Annotated in this window: 18 protein-coding genes; 12 read left to right on the top strand and 6 right to left on the bottom strand. The window is 34.2% G+C overall.

Annotated features, from left to right (window positions below):
- The first annotated feature begins 52 nt into the window (after positions 1-52).
- From ABID46_RS07250 to ABID46_RS07280, 7 genes are all read left to right on the top strand, one after another.
- Complete coding sequence (locus ABID46_RS07250; RefSeq protein ID WP_354508559.1) at positions 53-1,003, top strand: NAD-dependent epimerase/dehydratase family protein; 951 nt, start codon at positions 53-55, stop codon at positions 1,001-1,003.
- Positions 1,004-1,086: 83 nt separating this feature from the next.
- Entirely contained in the window at positions 1,087-2,109 is a 1,023-nt protein-coding gene (locus ABID46_RS07255; protein WP_354508561.1) for an aminoglycoside phosphotransferase family protein, read from the top strand.
- The gene (locus tag ABID46_RS07260; protein ID WP_354508563.1) at positions 2,099-2,524 is read left to right on the top strand and encodes a RapZ C-terminal domain-containing protein; all 426 of its coding nucleotides are present in this window, start codon (positions 2,099-2,101) and stop codon (positions 2,522-2,524) included. Before ABID46_RS07255 ends, ABID46_RS07260 begins: the two co-directional genes overlap by 11 nt.
- 201 nt (positions 2,525-2,725) lie before the next feature.
- Positions 2,726-2,962 (top strand): four helix bundle protein, encoded by a 237-nt coding sequence (locus ABID46_RS07265; protein WP_354508775.1) that lies wholly within the window; start codon positions 2,726-2,728, stop codon positions 2,960-2,962.
- Positions 2,959-3,726: a nucleotidyltransferase family protein gene (locus ABID46_RS07270; RefSeq protein WP_354508565.1), complete on the top strand. Its 768-nt coding sequence runs from the start codon at positions 2,959-2,961 to the stop codon at positions 3,724-3,726. The genes ABID46_RS07265 and ABID46_RS07270 overlap by 4 nt, the downstream gene beginning before the upstream one ends.
- 78 nt (positions 3,727-3,804) lie before the next feature.
- Complete coding sequence (locus tag ABID46_RS07275; RefSeq protein WP_354508567.1) at positions 3,805-5,445, top strand: Na/Pi cotransporter family protein; 1,641 nt, start codon at positions 3,805-3,807, stop codon at positions 5,443-5,445.
- Positions 5,446-5,478: 33 nt separating this feature from the next.
- The gene (locus ABID46_RS07280; protein WP_354508569.1) at positions 5,479-6,459 is read left to right on the top strand and encodes a LuxE/PaaK family acyltransferase; all 981 of its coding nucleotides are present in this window, start codon (positions 5,479-5,481) and stop codon (positions 6,457-6,459) included.
- Here ABID46_RS07280 and ABID46_RS07285 read toward each other — a convergent pair.
- Genes ABID46_RS07285 through ABID46_RS07295 form a run of 3 tightly spaced genes read right to left on the bottom strand, consistent with a single transcriptional unit; the run spans position 6,456 to position 10,989 of the window.
- Positions 6,456-8,345 carry a DUF3858 domain-containing protein gene (locus ABID46_RS07285; RefSeq protein ID WP_354508571.1) on the bottom strand — a complete coding sequence of 630 codons (1,890 nt, stop codon included), beginning with the start codon at positions 8,343-8,345 and terminating at the stop codon, positions 6,456-6,458. The two genes, ABID46_RS07280 and ABID46_RS07285, sit on opposite strands and share 4 nt — an antisense overlap.
- A gap of 6 nt (positions 8,346-8,351) precedes the next feature.
- A complete protein-coding gene (locus ABID46_RS07290) occupies positions 8,352-10,223 on the bottom strand; it encodes a DUF3857 domain-containing protein (RefSeq protein WP_354508573.1) in 1,872 nt (623 codons plus the stop codon).
- 1 nt (position 10,224) lies between these two features.
- The gene (locus ABID46_RS07295) at positions 10,225-10,989 is read right to left on the bottom strand and encodes a lipopolysaccharide kinase InaA family protein (RefSeq protein ID WP_354508575.1); all 765 of its coding nucleotides are present in this window, start codon (positions 10,987-10,989) and stop codon (positions 10,225-10,227) included.
- Positions 10,990-11,070: 81 nt separating this feature from the next.
- Between ABID46_RS07295 and ABID46_RS07300 the strand changes: the two genes are divergently transcribed.
- Positions 11,071-11,838 carry a DUF5672 family protein gene (locus tag ABID46_RS07300; RefSeq protein WP_354508577.1) on the top strand — a complete coding sequence of 256 codons (768 nt, stop codon included), beginning with the start codon at positions 11,071-11,073 and terminating at the stop codon, positions 11,836-11,838.
- Here ABID46_RS07300 and ABID46_RS07305 read toward each other — a convergent pair.
- Complete coding sequence (locus tag ABID46_RS07305) at positions 11,835-12,899, bottom strand: glycosyltransferase (RefSeq protein ID WP_354508579.1); 1,065 nt, start codon at positions 12,897-12,899, stop codon at positions 11,835-11,837. The genes ABID46_RS07300 and ABID46_RS07305 overlap by 4 nt on opposite strands.
- A gap of 59 nt (positions 12,900-12,958) precedes the next feature.
- On the opposite strand from ABID46_RS07305, the gene ABID46_RS07310 reads away from it, so the two are divergent.
- The 4 genes from ABID46_RS07310 (at position 12,959) to ABID46_RS07325 (ending at position 16,555) form a co-directional block, all read left to right on the top strand.
- A complete protein-coding gene (locus tag ABID46_RS07310; protein WP_354508581.1) occupies positions 12,959-13,993 on the top strand; it encodes a hypothetical protein in 1,035 nt (344 codons plus the stop codon).
- 3 nt (positions 13,994-13,996) lie between these two features.
- A complete protein-coding gene (locus ABID46_RS07315) occupies positions 13,997-14,530 on the top strand; it encodes an L-threonylcarbamoyladenylate synthase (RefSeq protein WP_354508583.1) in 534 nt (177 codons plus the stop codon).
- A gap of 80 nt (positions 14,531-14,610) precedes the next feature.
- Positions 14,611-16,044 (top strand): CCA tRNA nucleotidyltransferase, encoded by a 1,434-nt coding sequence (locus tag ABID46_RS07320; protein ID WP_354508585.1) that lies wholly within the window; start codon positions 14,611-14,613, stop codon positions 16,042-16,044.
- Positions 16,034-16,555: an IS1096 element passenger TnpR family protein gene (locus ABID46_RS07325; RefSeq protein ID WP_354508587.1), complete on the top strand. Its 522-nt coding sequence runs from the start codon at positions 16,034-16,036 to the stop codon at positions 16,553-16,555. Before ABID46_RS07320 ends, ABID46_RS07325 begins: the two co-directional genes overlap by 11 nt.
- A gap of 47 nt (positions 16,556-16,602) precedes the next feature.
- Here the strand turns inward: ABID46_RS07325 and ABID46_RS07330 are convergent, their stop codons facing one another.
- Positions 16,603-17,133 carry a hypothetical protein gene (locus ABID46_RS07330; RefSeq protein ID WP_354508589.1) on the bottom strand — a complete coding sequence of 177 codons (531 nt, stop codon included), beginning with the start codon at positions 17,131-17,133 and terminating at the stop codon, positions 16,603-16,605.
- A gap of 54 nt (positions 17,134-17,187) precedes the next feature.
- The gene (locus ABID46_RS07335; protein WP_354508591.1) at positions 17,188-18,483 is read right to left on the bottom strand and encodes a UDP-N-acetylmuramoyl-tripeptide--D-alanyl-D-alanine ligase; all 1,296 of its coding nucleotides are present in this window, start codon (positions 18,481-18,483) and stop codon (positions 17,188-17,190) included.
- Positions 18,484-18,508 lie beyond the last annotated feature (25 nt).

Here is an 18,508-nt window from a genome sequence, read left to right on the forward strand (position 1 = left end):
TAAGAAATTTGCTATAAATAGTATATTTGCTAGGCAAAACAAGCAATATATAATGACGGAAAAGATTTTAGTTACAGGGGCACTAGGTCAAATAGGGTCTGAATTGACATTGGCGTTACGTGAAATTTACGGAGTTGAAAATGTTTTATCAACCGATATTCAAGATCCTGCAAACGTTGAGGATCCAAATTATGAAACACTCGATGTGATGAATGCTGAACAAATCGCTTCGGTGGTAGAAAAACATGAAATTACTATCGTGTATCATTTGGCAGCTATGTTGTCTGCAACAGCTGAAAAATTCCCTAAGAAAGGATGGGATTTGAACATGGATTCACTTTTGACTTTCTTGGAATTAGCCAAAGACAAAAAAATCAACCAATTGTATTGGCCAAGTAGCATCGCCATTTTTGGTCCTGAAACACCAAAAATCAATACCGATCAAAATGCATTGACAATTCCTTCAACAGTTTATGGGATTTCCAAAAGAGCAGGTGAGCTTTGGTGTCAATACTACCATGAAAAATTTGGAGTGGATGTTCGAAGCATTCGTTATCCAGGATTAATCAGTTGGAAAACACGTCCTGGTGGTGGAACAACAGATTATGCGGTTGATATTTTTTATCAAGCCTTGGAAGAAGGAAAATATGAATGTTTCTTGAGCGAAAATTCGGCTTTACCTATGATGTATATGGACGATGCGATACGCGCAACCATTGAACTGATGCAGGCAGATCCAACAAAATTGTCCGTACGAACTTCCTATAACCTTCATTCTTTAAGTTTTACACCGGCTGAATTGGCAGCTGAAATTCAAAAACACTTACCAGATTTTGAAATTTCGTATAACCCAGATTTCCGTCAAGCAATTGCAGATTCTTGGCCAGCGAGCATTGACGATAGTGTTGCTCAAAAAGATTGGAATTGGAAATACGAATTTGACTTAGCGAAAATGACTGAAACCATGTTGGCAAATTTGAAAGAAAAATTAGCCATTTCTTAGTCATTGTATCCACAACGATATATCCAGACCTCAAAAGATTTCTTTTGGGGTCTTTTTATTTTATGATAACTTTGAATGCAAATATGAAATCGAGCATAGAATCTTTTTTGAATGTAAATTTTGGTAGCGAAGCGATTGCGAGTTTGATCTTGCTAGCTCAAAGCGGATCTTCCCGAAAATATTATCGGTTTCAGTTTCAAGGAGCTTCCTTTATTTTAACCGAAAGTGAGAATCTAGAAGAAAATCAGACCTTTCTATATTTTACACAACATTTTGGACGTGTAATGGATAATTTACCAGAAATCATCAAAGTTTCAGAGGATTATTCAATGTATGTTCAATCCGATTTGGGAAATGTTTCTTTGATGGATATTTTGGAAAAGGATCGCGAACAAGCGAAATCACTTTTCGAAAAATCCATTCGAGAATTGGTGAAAATGCAAGTGAAGGCGAGTGTAGGTTTGGATTATTCGAAATCTTTTAGCTATCCGAAATTCAATCAAGTTTTGGTTTTGAGAGATTTGTTTTCCTTCAAGAATTATTTCCTCAATTTATCTGGAATTGAATTCAATCAAGGGAAATTATTGCAAGATTTTGAACAATTTGCCCATGATTTTTCGTCTATTCCAGAACAGTATTTTGTGTTTCGTGATTTCCAATCGAGAAATATCATGATCCACAACGATCATCCATACTTCATCGATTATCAAGGAGGAATGAAAGGACCTGCGCAATATGATTTGGTTTCCTTGATTTGGCAAGCCAAAGCAAATTTATCAGCAGAATGGAAAAAAGAATTCTATGATTTGTATGTCAAAGAATTCATTGATGCGACTCAACAAGATTTGGATCGGAATTCATTTCTACGTGGATATGAACTATGCCTAGTTGAACGATTGTTACAAGTTTTGGGTGCCTATGGATTTAGAGGAATTTATGAGCGAAAACCTCATTTTTTAGCAAGTATAGGTTTTGCATTGAAAAACTTAGAAGAAATTAAAGATTTAGATTTACTTGAATCTTATCCAGAATTAAAGAAAGTCATTTTAAGTTTAGGAAATCCTGAACTTTTTAACGAAATAAAAAAACGAATAGATGGAGAATAAACTTCAAATCAATGTGAGAAGTTTCTCGTACAAAAAAGGAATTCCAGCAGATACATCTGGGAATGGAGGCGGATATGTATTTGACTGTCGTGGGATTTTAAATCCGGGCAGAATTCAGGAGTACAAAACCAAAACGGGTCGAGATCAAGAAGTGAAAGCCTATTTGGAGTCCGAAACCAAAATTCAGGAATTTTTAAATGCTGCCTTTGCAATGGTTGATATTTCGATTCAAGATTATTTGGATAGAGGATTTAGTAATTTGGACATCAATTTTGGATGTACGGGCGGACAACATCGTTCGGTTTATTCGGCAGATGCAATGGCCCAACACATTGCTGAAAAATTTCCTGCCGCAAAAGTTGAGGTTCAACACGTAGAGCAAGAAGCGAAGAATTGGATTAACGAAGTGTATTAGTGGGGGAAGTAGGAAGTAGGAAGTGGGAAGTGGGAAGTGAGGTTTTTTTTATAAATTAACTAAACGAACTATTACTTACTAACTTATGAGCTTCAAATTCGAAAAATTAATCGTTTGACAGAGAGCCATGGAGTATGGCGAATTGATTTTTAATTTGTCAAAAACATTTCCCGAAGAGGAGAAATTTACTTAACCTCACAAATTCGAAGAGCGGTAGATTCTTTAGCTCTCAATAATTCAGAAGGTTCAATTCTACAATCCAAACTTGAGTTTCAAAAATTTTTAGGTTATTCCATTCGTTCGTTGGCGGAAGTTGTGACATGTTTGTATAAAGCCAAAAATAGATTTTATTTAAAGGAGGACGAATTCGAATTCTATTATAAATTTGCATACGATTTAATGAATTCACTAATTGCATTTCGAAAAAGCATTCAATGAACGATACTCCCAACTTCCAGCCCCCAACTTCCAACCCATTTTTTGCTACACTCCCAAAAGCCATGCTTTTTGCTGCGGGATTGGGAACGAGGCTTAAACCATTTACAGATCATCATCCGAAAGCTTTGGCTAAGGTGAGTGGTAAAACATTATTGGAGAGAAACATTGCGTATTTGAAATCTTTTGGAATCACAGAATTCATTATCAATGTGCATCATTTCGCCGATCAAATCCAATCCTATTTAGAGGAAAACAATTATTTTGATGTCAACATTCAAATTTCTGACGAATCAGATGAGGTGTTAGAAACGGGCGGCGGTCTTGTTAAAGCCAAAAAATTGTTGGGCGATGAAAGTTTTTTGGTGATGAATGTGGATATATTGACCGACTTAAATGTAGAAGATTTGATGCAATTTCATTACCAGCATCAGCCTTTGGCAACTTTAGCAGTAAGTGATCGCGCAAGTTCTAGAAAATTATTATTGGATTCCAATCATCACTTAAAAGGTTGGAGAAATCTTCAAACTGGAGAAGAAATCATTGAATCTGAAAATCCGTTGACAGAAAAAGCATTTAGTGGCATTCATATGATCAATCCTCGAATATTTGAAAAAATGCCTACCAATGGAAAATTCTCTATCATGAAAACCTACATGGAATTGATGAAAGACGAAGTTATTTTGGGCTTTGATCATAGTGGAGGTCTATTAATTGATGTTGGGAGACCCGAAAGTGTTTTAGAAGCCGAAAAGTATTTTCAATAATTCTTTGTGTTTTAGGTGCTTGAAATCTTAACAATGAGTTTACATTGAAGGTCTTAATTTTGCATTTTTAAAAGCAAAATGTCAGTCATCCTTCTCATATTAAACGTTCTTGGAGCTGTCTCTCTCTTCCTATATGGAATGAAAGTGATGAGTGAAGGAGTACAACGTTCTGCTGGGAAACAATTACAAGTTTTTCTAAACAAAATGACGCGAAATTCCTATTCAGGTGCTTTCGCAGGAACTATTTTTACAGGAGCATTGCAATCATCCTCGGTTGTAAGTATTTTGACTTTGAGTTTTGTCAATGCTGGAATCTTAAATCTTCAAAAAGCCTTTTCTATCATTGTAGGAGCTAATATTGGAACGACCATCAAGCTTTGGTTAGTGGTTGGTTTGGGATTGGTATGGCATATCGAATCATTGGCGTTGCCTGTTATTGCCTTGGCCGTAACTCTTTATTTTTTCAATAATCGTAAAATAAAGGAATGGTCCAATTTCGCGATTGGATTTGCCTTAATCTTAATAGGATTTTATTTTCTCAATCAGTTTCTTCCAGATTTTACTCAATACGAAACTTTCCAAAATTCCATTGAAAAATACGGTGGAGAAACAGATTTATTTTCTTCTTTGCTATTTGTGTTGATTGGAATTGTGGTAACATTTCTTTTTCATTCATCGAGTGCATTTATACTTTTGGCTGCCGTTTTGGTGACCAATGGTTTAGGAGTTCAACAAGCTGCGATGATGGTCATTGGAGCTAATATCGGGACGACATCGGCTGCTTTGATTGCATCTACTTTAGGAAATAGAGCGTCTAAAATTGTGGCTTGGTTTCATTTCTTTTTGAATCTTGCTGGCGCGATTTTGTTCTTTTTCCTTGTTCCAAGTATTGTAAAATTTATTTCAGATTATATTTCCTCTGACAATGAAATCATTTTGGTTAGCTTTCACACTTTGTTCAATGTGATTTCGGCTATCTTGATTTTACCCTTTATCAAACCTTTATCGGTTTGGGCAAATGATCGATTTTTAAATAAGGAAAACAACCGAAATTCATTGAAACTAATCGGTCGACCTTTTGGACCTACCGCCAAAATGTATGTTTACGAAGCCAATCGTGAAATTGTGAAATTTGCTGGTATCACAAGACAAATTGTGAGTGCTTTGGGTCGAATGATTTCGGAAAGTGATGATGAGAAATTGGATGAATTTCGAAAACGAATTTTTGCCCTTGAGCGTGAAAGTGACGAATTGGAAAAAAGTATTTTGAATTATTTGAATTCCATTTACGAATTTGAAATGTCGGGAGACGTTGCACTAAATATCCATCGATTGATTGAAATTTGTCATCATTTGGAAAATGTTGGAGATATGGCGATCAAAATTGCTTCCATTCATACCGAAAGACGTAAAAATAATAGTTTCATCACGCCAAAATTGAGAGATTATTTAATAGATTTACAAGATTCTTTGTCCATGGCAACCACAACTTTGGTTCAGAATTTAAACGAAACCGAAGGCAATGCCAATATAATGGCTGCAAAGAAAATTGAAAAATCAATCGATAAGAAATTTGGGAAAGCAGAAGATGCTTTGCTAAAGGCGATTGAGTCAGAAAAATTGTCGGCTCGATCTGCTTTGTATTATACCGAATTGATTCGAAATTATGAAATTATTGGAGATCATCTTTACCAAGCCAATAAGGCTTTGGGCAAGTAATTATTCTTCCCCGATTAATTGTATTTTTGCGTCATGATTTCCAAAGAAGAAATTTTTTCCATTCAGAATGAGCATGAATTTGAAGCAATCGCTTTGAAAGTTTTTCAATTTCAGGCTGCCAATAATCCGATTTATGCCAATTTTTTGGAGTTTTTGAATGTGAAGGTGCAGGAAATTCATTCTATCCAAGCGATTCCTTTTTTACCCATTCGGTTTTTTAAAGACTTCGAAATAATTTCAGGGAATCGAAAAACAGAAAAAATCTTTACCAGTTCGGGAACAACAGGAAGTTCTGTAAGCAAACATTTCGTAACCGATCTTTCTTTTTATCATGAAAGTTTAGACAAAAGCTTTTCTGATTTTTATGGTGAATTAAAGGATTATACCCTATTTGCCTTATTGCCTTCTTACTTGGAGCGAGAAGGTTCATCCTTGATTGATATGGTCGAATACTGGATCAAAGAGTCGGGGAAAGGCGGTTTTTATTTATACAATCATGAAGAATTGTACCGTGATTTGATGGAAAACGAACGTCAAGGAAAAAAAGCAATTTTAATTGGGGTTTCCTTTGCGCTACTGGATTTTGTGGAGAATTTTTCGATGAATCTGAATCATACGATCGTCATGGAAACCGGTGGTATGAAAGGTCGTAAAGAGGAAATTACGCGAGAAGAATTACATCGGATTTTGCGCGATGGATTTGGATTGCAGGAAATTCATTCCGAATATGGCATGACGGAACTTTTGTCTCAAGCTTATTCCAAAGGAAATGCGAAATTTCAAACGCCCCAATGGATGAAAATTCAAATTCGCGACACGGAGGATCCTTTAAATCTACTGCCAGTAGGCAAAACAGGTGGAATTAATGTCATCGACCTTGCCAATTTAAACTCTTGTAGTTTTATTGCTACCGATGATTTAGGAAAGATTTATCCAGACGGAACCTTTGAAATCCTTGGTAGATTTGATCATTCAGATGTGCGGGGCTGCAATTTAATGGTTGCAGATGTTTAATTCTTCTTCAATAAAATAGATTTTTGAGCGTCTACATTGACCTTTTCAAAGAAAGATTTCACAGCTTGATATTGATTGGCAATAATTGCTTTTCCCAATAAGAATTCATAGACAATTTGAAGTTCTCCATCTTTCAATTCAGCTTTTTGGCTATAAGCCAAATCCTCTTTTTGAACATTATGAACAGAATTGAAATTGGAAGGAATTTCAACCTTGTAACCTTCTGGAATTTTGACAATTGTTTGAATTTTGTACATTAATGGGAAATCAAATTCTAATGAGCGTTCACGTGCTTGTTCGGTGAATTTGAATTCTTGAAGTATTGTATTCAAAGGATTTTGAATCGTATAAAATTCTTGATTGATGTTTTCGGATTGAGAAGTGGTTCTAAAACCCAAGTATTTTGTCGCGATTGAAGTGGGATTGGTTTTTGACTTTTCAACAAACTCTACGTCTAATGAAGGTTTGATTTTAGATGATTGTACAAAATTTTGTTCGTTGAAAAATCCATTGCTGGTTTGTGTAGAAACAGCTGTGATTTGATTGTTGGTAAAAGCATAATTCTGAGAAATATGCAGTTCTGAAACTGGAGAATTGATCGATATGAAATTTTCTTGTTTGGAATTGACGATGAGTCCGACTTGGTTGTAATTGTTTTTTGGCATAAATCCAAGACCATTGCTTAGATTGGATGCATCTAGAAAATAAATTTCACCTGTTGGAAATTTAACCATGTTGACAACGGCGTTAAATTGACCTAAATATGGATAAGTGGTGATGATTTTTCCGTGATTTCGGGTACTTAAAATAACCAAACTAGTATCAAATCCGGCTGCTTTTAAAATTGAGTATAAATGCAAATTTAAATCAGGTAACGTTCCAATCTTGTCATTATGAACTTGACGATTAGAGCTTTGCGGAATCGGAACGGTTGAGGTTAAACCATTCCATCGATAATTTTTCTGAAAATAATCCGAAATGTTTTGCAAATAAGAAAGCTTGTCTGAACCTTTTGGAATTTCAGCCAACAGCGTTTTTGCGAAACTATTGTTGGTAAATGAATTTTGTCTATTTTCTACTTCTTTCAACAAATCGGTCCACTTGGTGGTGATTTCCATAAGTTGAGGCGATGTATTGTAATAGCTGTTTTGGGTTGCATAATAACTCTTTAACTGCAGGATTAATTTTTCTGCTTGGTCTGTGTTATTGTACGCAAAATCAACATTGGAGAAGCTTTTTAGGTTGCTCATTGAATATTCATGTTGGTTAAAACCATCTCTTTTCTTTGGCGTTTTGGAAAAATTTTCGCCAACAGCAATGGTTGCAAATCCTGCCAATAAATTTTCTGGATCTATAGAGAATTTACTGAAAACAGTTGGGATTTCATGTTGGAATTGCCATGCCTCAATCCAACGAATGTTGTCATTGTTAAAGGTATATTCGTATTCGATAATGGAACCAACTTTGACATTTGGAAACGTAAAACTAATTGAAGAATGATAATCGTTCAATTGTTTTGTATAAAAATCACTGTTTTTTAAAGGATAATTTACCGTTTTTCCTCCTTCCTGATTCAAGGTTTGTGCACGTAGTCCTGATATGTTTTGTAATTTTTCGTGATGTTCAAAACCCAAACTTATGTTGGCTTGTTTCAATCCATGTTCGTTCAAAATTTTAATTCTTCTATATACTTTTGTTTGAATGGGTTTTTTCATGAACATGAAACCAGTTTCATACAAGATTACTGCAGAAGCTCCTGGTTCAAAATTTACATCGGAATACTGAATTTCTTCTTGTGAAACCTGTCCCCATTTGGTGTTTTTGTTGATTTGTGCCTGAGAAACAATGCTTATAAAAAGGATGATGAATGAAAGAGGGTATTTCATAATTGCTTAAATTTTTTTTAATAATAATGTTTTGCTTCCGGCCAAATTAACTTTTTCAAAGAAAGATTTTACATCTAGATACTTATCGGTTACAATATAATCTTTTAAATAAAACTCATATTGCACAATCAAATTATCTTCTTGTTGTGATGTGGTTTGATTGTAAATAAATTGTTTGGTTTCTGTTTGATAAACCTGGTTAAAATCGGCAGGGATTTCAACTTTGTATCCATCTGGAATCTTTACAATTACATCGGTTTTATAGTAAAACGGAAAATCAAATTCCAAATATCGATCGCGTTCTAATTCTGTAAAGGTATACTTTGAAATGATTTTTTTAAGCGGATTTTCAATTAGTATAAATTCAGGTTCAATCAAAGATTCCGAAGAATGTTGTGTTTTATCAATACGATAATTTTTTTCGTCAAGATTTCTATTTTCCTTTTTGATTTCATTTAATTTCAAATCCATAGAATGAACAACTTCTGACGAATTAGAATTCTCAGATAGGTTTTCTTTGAAATAACCATTTCGTTTATCGGTACGGATCAAATTCCATTTCCCATTATGAAAAATGAAATTTTGTAAGGATAAGTTTTCTGAAATTTGTTGTTTCAAACTTATAAAGCTTTCATCAAAGGGTTGTAATGCAACAGCATAATAGTTGTAAATGTCTTTGGGCGCGTATCCTAAATCACCATTCATACGAGCAGCATCGATAAGATATGTCGCACCATTTTTAAGTGTAACAAGATTGACTAGCATATTGAAACTTCCCAAATACGGATATCCAGTTAAAATTCTTCCATTGCTGCGATTGCTGAGTAAAATAAGCTCCGATGTAAATCCACTATTGGTTAAAATGGCTTGTAACAAAAGATTTAAATCTGCTTGATTGCCAAGTTTTTCTTTTTGCAATTGTCGGTTGTTTAGTTTTGGAGAAATGCCAATGAATGAATTCCATCTATAATTGGATTTAAAATACTGGTAAATGTTTTCTAAATTTTCCAATTCTGAATTGCCTTTTGGAATTTGATTGGCAATTTCTTTCCCAATTCCATTATTGAGATATTCTTGGAAATAATTGAATTGATTTTGTTTTAATTCTTTCCAAGTAGTTATTGTGTTCAATGACGAATTTATGCTAGAATAGGACGAACCGTTTAACTGAAAAATGATTCTTTCAGCCATGTCTTCTGCATTGTGCAGATAGTCTATTTTACCATAGCTTGGAAGATTTTTTAAGAACCATGAATTAACTTCAGAACGAGTATTGAGTTTGGGTTGATGGATGATTTTATCTCCAATGGCAATAAAATTATAATTCAATTGCATTTTATTTTCAATAGAAAAATGACTAAATAGAGTTGGGTATTCATGTTGAAATTGCCAAGCATCAATATGATGGATATTTTGGTCTACAATCTTGTATTCGTATTCCAGTATGGAACCAACTTTTACATTGGGGAAAGCAAACCTTTTGGCATGATAATATTCGTTTACCTGGACATCGAAGATTGAATTTTTGTCAACTGTACTTATTTCGGGTTTTCCATTGACTATATTTAGGGTCTGTGCTTTTAAGTTGGAGATGTTTTCGATGTTTTTAAAGGAATAATACTTCAATTCCTGATTGGCGAAATCCAAACCTTTATCGGTTAAAATTTTAACTCTACGGTAGACATGATTTTGAAAGGTTCCCCCAATGATGGCATTTCCTTTTTCGTAAAGTATAACAACATCTGCATCTTTTTCAAATTCAACAGAACTTAATTGTATTTCTTCTTGGGAAATTTCGCCCCATTTTACTTTTAGGATGGATTGCGAATAAGATTGGATGAAAATAAGTGTAAGGATTAGGGAAAAGCAATAGTTCATTTTATTTAAATACAGATTTTAATTTTTGCTTGGCGCGCAGCTTACGATGATATTTTTCTTGAAATTTTGACGTATAACCCCATAATAGATCGGTTAATTTTTGTGGATTTTCACCAATTAATTGAGCATATTCGTCACACATGATTTCCACCATTTCTTTTTTGGGTGTCAATCTTGATAAATTTTTCATGCGAAGATCTAGACTCATGGAATCGTGGAAATTCATTCGGTTTAAATCTACTAAAAAGAATTCATATTGACCATTGCCCAAATTTTTAATCAAAGTATTTCCTGGCGAATGATCTTTGAATTCAATTCCAGCTTCATGCATTTTGTAGGAAAATCGGGTGAATTGTCGCAAAATAGATTCCTCATCTGGATAATCTTTCACTTCCACCAATTCACGAAAAGTTAAATCGTAAGGCTGATGAATGCTAGCGTAAAAACTTCTTTGCAAACTTAAACTTCCATAATTTTCCTGGTAAGCAATTGGCGTAGGCGTACCGATTCCTTTGCTCAATAAAATAGTCGCAAATTCGTATGAACGTCTCGCTTTGGATTTTCTGAAATAGCGATAGACAAATTGATTGAGCTTATTGGGGATTTTAAACGATTTGACATTCATCTTTTCATTGCCAATCTCAAATAGCTTGATGGTATTTCGTTCTCCCTTGATAAAAGTTTCTCCTTTGGCATCAAAAGATTGAAAAGAATCTCGAATTTCTTTTTCGTATTGGGCAAATTCAGGGTTTATTTGAAATGTCATTCGTTGAATTTGGGCAAAAATAGTGAAAGTTAGACATTTAATTCACTAATTTTGTTCGAAGTTAATCTCATAAAAATTTTCATGAATTCTGTCAAAATTGTCGTTCCTATTTATAAATCTGATTTAGATGATTTTGAACAAAAAAGTCTTCAACGTTCGGTTGAGGTTTTGAAAAATTTTCATTTTTCAATCATTTGTCCAGAAGGTCTTGATATTTCGAAAATTGAACCTTATTTTCAACAAACCAATTGGGAAATCAAACGATTGGATCCATTGTATTTCAAGGGAATTGAAGGTTATAATCGATTGATGTTATCTGAAGATTTTTACAAGGAATTTTTAGATGTCGACTATATTTTGATTTGTCAAACAGATGTATATGTTTTTCGAGATGAATTGACCTATTGGTGCCAGAAAAATTATGATTACATCGGCGCTCCATGGATTGCTTCACCACAAAATTCCTGGAACAAGATGATGTTGAAAATTCGAAATGCATTCAATTCCAAAAAGAAATCAGATCATCATTTTTTCAAAGTTGGAAATGGCGGATTTTCCTTACGAAAAGTGCAAACCATGTTTCGAATTGTAACGGAATTGAAGCCAGAAATCGAAAAAATGTTGGTTACCCGAGACGAACTGAAATTCTACCAGGAAGATGTGTTCATTTCTTTGTATGCTCCAAGATTTTTTCCAGAAATGAAAATTCCAGATTACAAAGAAGCGGTAGATTTTTGTATCGATCGAAAACCGCATATAGCTTTTAAAATCAATGGAAACAAATTGCCTTTTGCCTGTCACGGATTTAACAAACCCAAAGTAAAAGCGTTTTGGGAATCAAAAATTTAATCCTCTAAAATCGCTTTCCATCGCTGGCTAATTTTTTCCAATTCGTATTCTTTTGCAGCTTTTATTGCGTTGTTTTTTATTTCGACTGAATAAGATTTCGGAGTCAAATTGCTCAAAAATTCAATCATTTGGTTTTCTTCAACTAAATATCCAGAATTGTTATGTTCTATAATTTCTTTTGGACCTGTGTGCAAAGTTGCGATTGGAATCGCACCACAAGCCATTGCTTCGATAAGCACCATCCCAAATAATTCTTCCCATTTGCCCGATTTTTTGGAATTCAACACGAGATAATGCGATTGTCCAAACTGTTTGGCGAGTTCATCGGGATTGGAAATTTGTCCTAAAAACTGAATGTTGGAATGCTTTTGGGCATATTGCTCGACCAAAGATTTTAACTTTCCTTTGCCCGCGATTTTCAAATTTTTATCGGGATTTTCTGCGAAAAATTTTAATAATTCATTCAAACCTTTAGAAGGGATCAAACGTCCCGCGTACATAAATTCTAAGGTTGATTCAGAACTTTGCTGGCTTTTGTTGGAATTGAAATGTTTGGAATTCAACGAATGATACACCACAGAAATTTTCTCTGGACTTAATTCATAATTTTTCAACAATTCATCTTTGGTTTTGCTTGAAACGGCGAATATATGTTGGGATTTTTTTTCAATAAATTCTTTCCAAACCTCGGTTAATTCTGGAGTTTGGTGTTTTGTGTTGGGAACAAAACTTCCATCCCAATTGGTCCAAGAGGTATGGTAATATACTTGGTGATTCTCCAGTTTTTTCAGAAGTCCAGGCAATTTATAATCATAAGGCGCTATTCCTAAAACGACTTTCCAATTTTTGTTTTGAGGCAAACTTTTCAAAAATTTAGCATTGACAAGTTGTTTGCGAAACAATTTAAAATTGAATTTTAGGATACTTTTAAAAAGGGTACTTTCAACAGAAAATTCGCGGTATCGTACCTCATAACCATTTTGTTGGCAAAATTCTTCAAGACCCGTATAATGACTGTTTGCTCCCGATTTATGGAGTACGTATATAATTTTATTTTCCATTCTTTCACAAATGTCTTATTTTTATCTTGTAATGCAATTATTTTTAAACTCAAACCTAAATGGCTAAAGTCGCTATTATTGAAGTAGCGACATTTCATGATGAATGTTTATACAGCCAACTTTTATTTTTTGCCAACTCGGAACACGAAACGTTTTTAATTTGTAATGAAAAAATCAAAGATCGCGTAAAGGATTATCCTGCAGATCATTTTTTGTTTTTGGATTTTTCTGAAAAGAAAAATAAATACAAAAATTGGTTTAAAATACGGCGATTTGTCAAGCAACAAAAAATTACAAAAGTTGTCTTCAATACCGCCGAAAGCAATATTTTTAAATTGATTCTATTACCTTTTCCTCGTAAGACGGAATTAACTGGTATCATTCACAATACACAAAAAGTCAAGCAGAAATTTAAGAACAAACTCATTGCGAGAAGATTGCATAAAATTTTGGTTTTGTCTGAATTTATTGAAGAGGTGGTGAGAAAAGAAAGAATTTTCAACAAAAAACTTTCTCATTTTTATCCGATTTATTTTCCAAAACCTGAAATAATTGAACCCAAAAAAGAGGGAGAAGTTTGGATTTCCATTCCTGGAATTATTGATTTTAATAAACGCGATTACAATGCATTGTTGAAACTTGAAATTCCAAAACACATTAAATTTATCATCTTGGGTAGGCCTGTTGGAAATCAGGCTTTTGAATTTTTAGAGAAATTGAAATCGCACGCAAATTCTGAGCAATTTATATGGTTTGAGGAATTCGTTGACAATGCTAGCTTCCAAAATTACATCAGCCAAACCGATTATATTTTGCCATTGATTCATCCCAATATTGAGCATTTTGAGAATTTCTTGAAATACAAGATTAGTGGAAGCTATAATTTAGGATTTGGGTATCAAAAGAAATTATTGATGGAAAAAAGTTTTCAAGACCTCAAGGAATTTCGGAAGAATTGTCTTTTCTATGAGTTTACTAATTTTGTCAAAATATTCGAACAGATAGAACATGATGTGGACAAATTTGAAGAATTGCCAGAATTTGAATTTGAAACACAAAAATCGAATTATTTAACTTTTATTTTCAAAAACTAAAAAATGGAGGAGATCGCAAATAAAATCTTTTTATACCCAACTGATACCACATTTGGAATAGGGTGTAGCGCGAATGATGTGGAAAGTATTCGTCGAATTTTCGACTTGAAAAAACGAGCAGAGTCTAAATCTTTGATCATTTTGGTCGATACACCTGCGAGGTTGCAAAGCATTGTGGACGTTCCAGAATTGGCCTGGGACATTATGGATTTGTCAGAAAAACCCGTAACAATTGTCTACGATGATCCTAAAAATTTACCCCAAGAATTGATTGCGGAAGATGGTACAATTGCGATTCGTTTGACCGATGATTTAGGATGTAAAAAAATTATTGGCAAATTAAAAGCACCGATTGTCTCAACTTCTGCCAATATTTCGGGAGAACCAACGCCGAGTTCCTTTGAGGAAATTTCGGAAGAAATTATAAATGGTGTCGATTATATTTTTCCAGAAACGAAAACATTTCATCCTAAATTTTCTGGATCCTCTGTCATCAAACTTTCAAAAGATGGCGTTGTGAAAGTATTGCGTGAATAATATGTGAAAATTCCCCAAAACTTAGATTATTTTGAATAGAATTTTGGGGATTAAAATTATCATATGCTTACATTTGCACCATGAATCTGGAAGGTGCTATAAAACATCCTATTTTTCAATTGGTTAGCGAGTCCGCTCAAGAATTACAACAAGATGTGTATGTTGTTGGAGGTTTTGTGCGTGATTATTTATTGGATCGAAATCAAAAAAAGGATATCGATTTTGTGACTGTTGGAAGTGGGATTAATTTGGCAACAAACGTTCATGGTAAGGTGAAGTCAGCTTCAAAACTTTCGGTTTTCAAACGATTTGGAACCGCGATGTTCAAGATGAATGATTTGGAACTTGAATTTGTTGGAGCACGCAAAGAAAGTTATTCCGAAGATAGCCGAAAACCCTATGTGGAAGACGGAACCTTGGATGATGACCAAAAAAGAAGAGATTTTACCATCAATGCGATGGCGATTTCTTTGAATCAAGGGGACTATGGCGAATTGGTTGATCCTTTTGGAGGCATTCAGGATTTAGAACAAAAGATCATCAGAACACCATTGGATCCAGATATTACGTATTCTGACGATCCTTTGCGTATGATGCGAGCGATTCGTTTTGCAGCACAGTTGCAGTTTGAAATTGAAGAAGAATCCTTTCAATCCATTATCCGAAATGCAGAAAGAATTTTAATTGTTTCGCAAGAACGTGTCATGGATGAATTCCAAAAAATCATGCAAACAGACAAACCTTCCATTGGGTTGAAACTGTTGGATGATGCGGGATTGATGCAATATATTTTGCCAGAATTGGTCGCTTTAAAAGGAATTGAAGAAGTAGAAGGGCAGAAGCATAAAGATAATTTCTATCATACTTTGGAAGTTGTGGACAATATTGCTCCTCATACTGACAATATTTGGTTAAGATGGGCCGCCTTGTTGCATGATATAGGAAAAGCACCAACCAAACGATACGATAAAACCATTGGTTGGACTTTTCATTCGCATGAATTTGTCGGGGCTAAAATGGCCTTTAAATTGTTCAAAAGACAAAAATTGCCATTGGGAGCGCCTTTGAAATATGTTCAAAAAATTGTGAAATTGAGTTCAAGACCCATTTCTTTGATTGATGAACACGTTACGGATTCTGCTTTGAGAAGATTGTTATTTGAGGCTGGAGAGGATTTTGACGATTTGATTACGCTTTGTAAAGCAGATATTACCACCAAGAACGAACGCAAACAACGAAAGTTTAAAGAAAATTTTCAAGTTGTTGAGCAAAAAATAAAAGAAGTTGAAGAACGTGATCGGGTAAGAAATTTTCAACCTCCAATTTCGGGTGAAGAGATTATGGAAACCTTTGGTTTACAGCCATGTAAAGAGATTGGAATAATCAAAATGAGCATAAAAGAAGCTATTTTGGAAGGAGAAATTGAAAATAATTACGAATCTGCGTTAAAGTATATGTTAGAATTAGGAAAAAAATTATATTTGGTACCAAAATTAAAGAACAGTGATTTATAAAATTCGTGTAATTCTCGACACAAAAGAAGATGTTTTTAGGGATATAGAGGTTCGTGATAAGCAGACGTTATTTACACTCTATAAGGGCATAATGAGTGCATTTAGCTTACAAGGTGAAGAATTGGCTTCATTTTACGAGTCTGATGAAGGATGGACGCAAGGGAGAGAAATTCCATTGGAAAGTATGGACGAGTCAAACGAAGACAACACCATGGCTGACTATCATATTTATGAAGTGTTGCCAGAGGTTGGATCTCGTATGATTTTTGTTTATGACTATTTGGATATGTGGACTTTCTCGGTTGAAGTTATTTCGATTGAAGACAAGAAAGCTGTTTTGAATTATCCATTAACGGTTTATCGTTTTGGAGCAATGCCATTAAAAGCACCAAAAAGAAACAATGATATCATCAATTTAGATGAAGATGAGCCTTTGACATTGGATGATGATGCTGAGGCAGGATTTGATGATTTGGATATTGATTCTGATATTGATATAGAAGATTTCTAAAGCAATCTTACAATACTTAAAAAAGGCAACTCTAGAGTTGCCTTTTTTTATTTTGCATATGCCTTATAAAGATTCAATGAATCTGAAATGTCTTTTTTCATAATCTTAATCAAATGAGGTTGATCTTCCAGCATCACAAATTTTGAATTGTTTTTCTGCTTGGCTGACTGACTCATTTTGGTAATTCGATCTAAATAAGCTTGACGATCTTTAACTCCTTTTTTGTTCATGTTCTCCATCTCTTTGCGGATTTTACGAACAGTTAATTCCGATTGATCAAATTTGATTTGTTGGATGTCTAGAATTTCTTGTTTTTTTACTTTGATCCATGAACTGTTCCGATCGACATAATTGAAAATCGTAATTTTTGGAACGGATCCTTGTGCTTGTGAAGTTTGATAAGAAATCAAGGTTGACAAGTTTACACTTGCGCCTGTCGCAATATTGCTTGGAATTTTTCCTTTAAAATCATTGAATGATAACTTTTTTTCATTTGACCATTCAAAATAGTCTTGGTTGATAAAGGCAAACGATATGCCCATTATCATCAATAAGACAAGAGAAAATAATTTATTCATGTAAGTTAAAAAGTTGAATTAGTACTTTAATAACTTAAAAATAAACATTTTATTTTAGGAAGGGAAATGGTTTAACAATTTTTCTAGCTGCATACCTCTTGAACCTTTGATTAAAATGGTTTGCTCTGAAATTGTTTGTGAATCCAAATATTCTTCAACTTCTTCTCTGGTGGCAAATTTCAATAAATTGTTTTGATCGTTTAAATCAATCTGATGAAAATTTTGTCCAACCAATAAAATTTTATCAAAACCTAATTCCTGAGTTTTTTTGGCTATGATAAGATGTTCCTCCAAGGTATTGTCTCCCAATTCAAACATATCTCCCAAAATCACCATTTTGGAACCTTCTAATTTTTGAAAATTGGTAAGGGCTGCTTCCATACTAGATGGGTTGGCATTGTAAGCGTCCAAAATTATTTTATGATTTTCTAATTCGATGATTTGCGAACGGTTGTTGTCGGCTTCATATTCTTCAATAGCTTCTTTGATTTGTTCTAAATCGACTTCAAATGTTAATCCGACTGCAATGGCTGCTGCAACGTTACTTGCATTGTATTCGCCAATCAATGGACTTTCTATATGCGTTTGTTCGTATACTATGGAAGGGCATTTTCCAGATAAAGAATCTGAGAAAAAAATAGGATAGTCTGCTTCTGCATTGTTTCCGAAACAAATTCGTTTGATACCCTCTGTTAATTCCACTTGTTTTTCATCATTGGAATTCACAAAAACGGTTTTTTCATTTTCACGTAGGTAATTGTACAATTCCGACTTCCCTTTGATCACACCCTCCAATCCGCCAAAACCTTCCAAATGCGCTTTACCAAAATTGGTCACATACCCGAAATCGGGTTGGATAAGATTGCTTAAAAAATCAATCTCCATCAAATGATTGGCACCCATCTCGATGACTGCAATTTCATGATTCGGATTTATTTTTAAAAGCGTTAATGGAACGCCAATATGATTGTTGTAATTTCCTTCGGTTGCCAGAACATTGTATCGTTTGCTCAGAACATTTGTCATCAATTCTTTGGTCGTCGTTTTGCCATTACTTCCAGTTAGTGCGATGATGGGTATGTTCAACTTCAATCGATGATACATTGCCAATTTCTGAAGTGCATTTAAGGTATCCTCGACATAGTAAGTGTCCATGGATTCATTTTCGTATTCCTTTTCATCCACAATTGCAAAAAGAGCCCCTGCTTTGATGGCTTCTTCAGCAAATTGATTTCCATTAAAATTGGCTCCCTTTAAAGCGAAAAACATGGACTTCATTGGGATGTTGCGCGTGTCGGTAGAAACCATATTGCAACGTAAATACAAGGAGTAAAGCTGTTCGATGTTCATAGAGTAAATGTAATAAAAAATCCCA

Source organism: Moheibacter stercoris (assembly GCF_040545805.1).
GTDB classification, from domain to species: Bacteria; Bacteroidota; Bacteroidia; order Flavobacteriales; family Weeksellaceae; genus Moheibacter; species Moheibacter stercoris.

Bases quoted from the DNA above. Each gene is read 5' to 3' on its own strand.
- ABID46_RS07250 (WP_354508559.1), top strand. From the start codon at position 53: ATGACGGAAAAGATTTTAGTTACAGGGGCACTAGGTCAAATAGGGTCT.
- ABID46_RS07255 (WP_354508561.1), top strand. From the start codon at position 1,087: ATGAAATCGAGCATAGAATCTTTTTTGAATGTAAATTTTGGTAGCGAA.
- ABID46_RS07260 (WP_354508563.1), top strand. From the start codon at position 2,099: ATGGAGAATAAACTTCAAATCAATGTGAGAAGTTTCTCGTACAAAAAA.
- ABID46_RS07270 (WP_354508565.1), top strand. From the start codon at position 2,959: ATGAACGATACTCCCAACTTCCAGCCCCCAACTTCCAACCCATTTTTT.
- ABID46_RS07275 (WP_354508567.1), top strand. From the start codon at position 3,805: ATGTCAGTCATCCTTCTCATATTAAACGTTCTTGGAGCTGTCTCTCTC.
- ABID46_RS07280 (WP_354508569.1), top strand. From the start codon at position 5,479: ATGATTTCCAAAGAAGAAATTTTTTCCATTCAGAATGAGCATGAATTT.
- ABID46_RS07285 (WP_354508571.1), bottom strand. From the start codon at position 8,345: ATGAAATACCCTCTTTCATTCATCATCCTTTTTATAAGCATTGTTTCT.
- ABID46_RS07290 (WP_354508573.1), bottom strand. From the start codon at position 10,223: ATGAACTATTGCTTTTCCCTAATCCTTACACTTATTTTCATCCAATCT.
- ABID46_RS07295 (WP_354508575.1), bottom strand. From the start codon at position 10,989: ATGACATTTCAAATAAACCCTGAATTTGCCCAATACGAAAAAGAAATT.
- ABID46_RS07300 (WP_354508577.1), top strand. From the start codon at position 11,071: ATGAATTCTGTCAAAATTGTCGTTCCTATTTATAAATCTGATTTAGAT.
- ABID46_RS07305 (WP_354508579.1), bottom strand. From the start codon at position 12,899: ATGGAAAATAAAATTATATACGTACTCCATAAATCGGGAGCAAACAGT.
- ABID46_RS07310 (WP_354508581.1), top strand. From the start codon at position 12,959: ATGGCTAAAGTCGCTATTATTGAAGTAGCGACATTTCATGATGAATGT.
- ABID46_RS07315 (WP_354508583.1), top strand. From the start codon at position 13,997: ATGGAGGAGATCGCAAATAAAATCTTTTTATACCCAACTGATACCACA.
- ABID46_RS07320 (WP_354508585.1), top strand. From the start codon at position 14,611: ATGAATCTGGAAGGTGCTATAAAACATCCTATTTTTCAATTGGTTAGC.
- ABID46_RS07330 (WP_354508589.1), bottom strand. From the start codon at position 17,133: ATGAATAAATTATTTTCTCTTGTCTTATTGATGATAATGGGCATATCG.
- ABID46_RS07335 (WP_354508591.1), bottom strand. From the start codon at position 18,483: ATGAACATCGAACAGCTTTACTCCTTGTATTTACGTTGCAATATGGTT.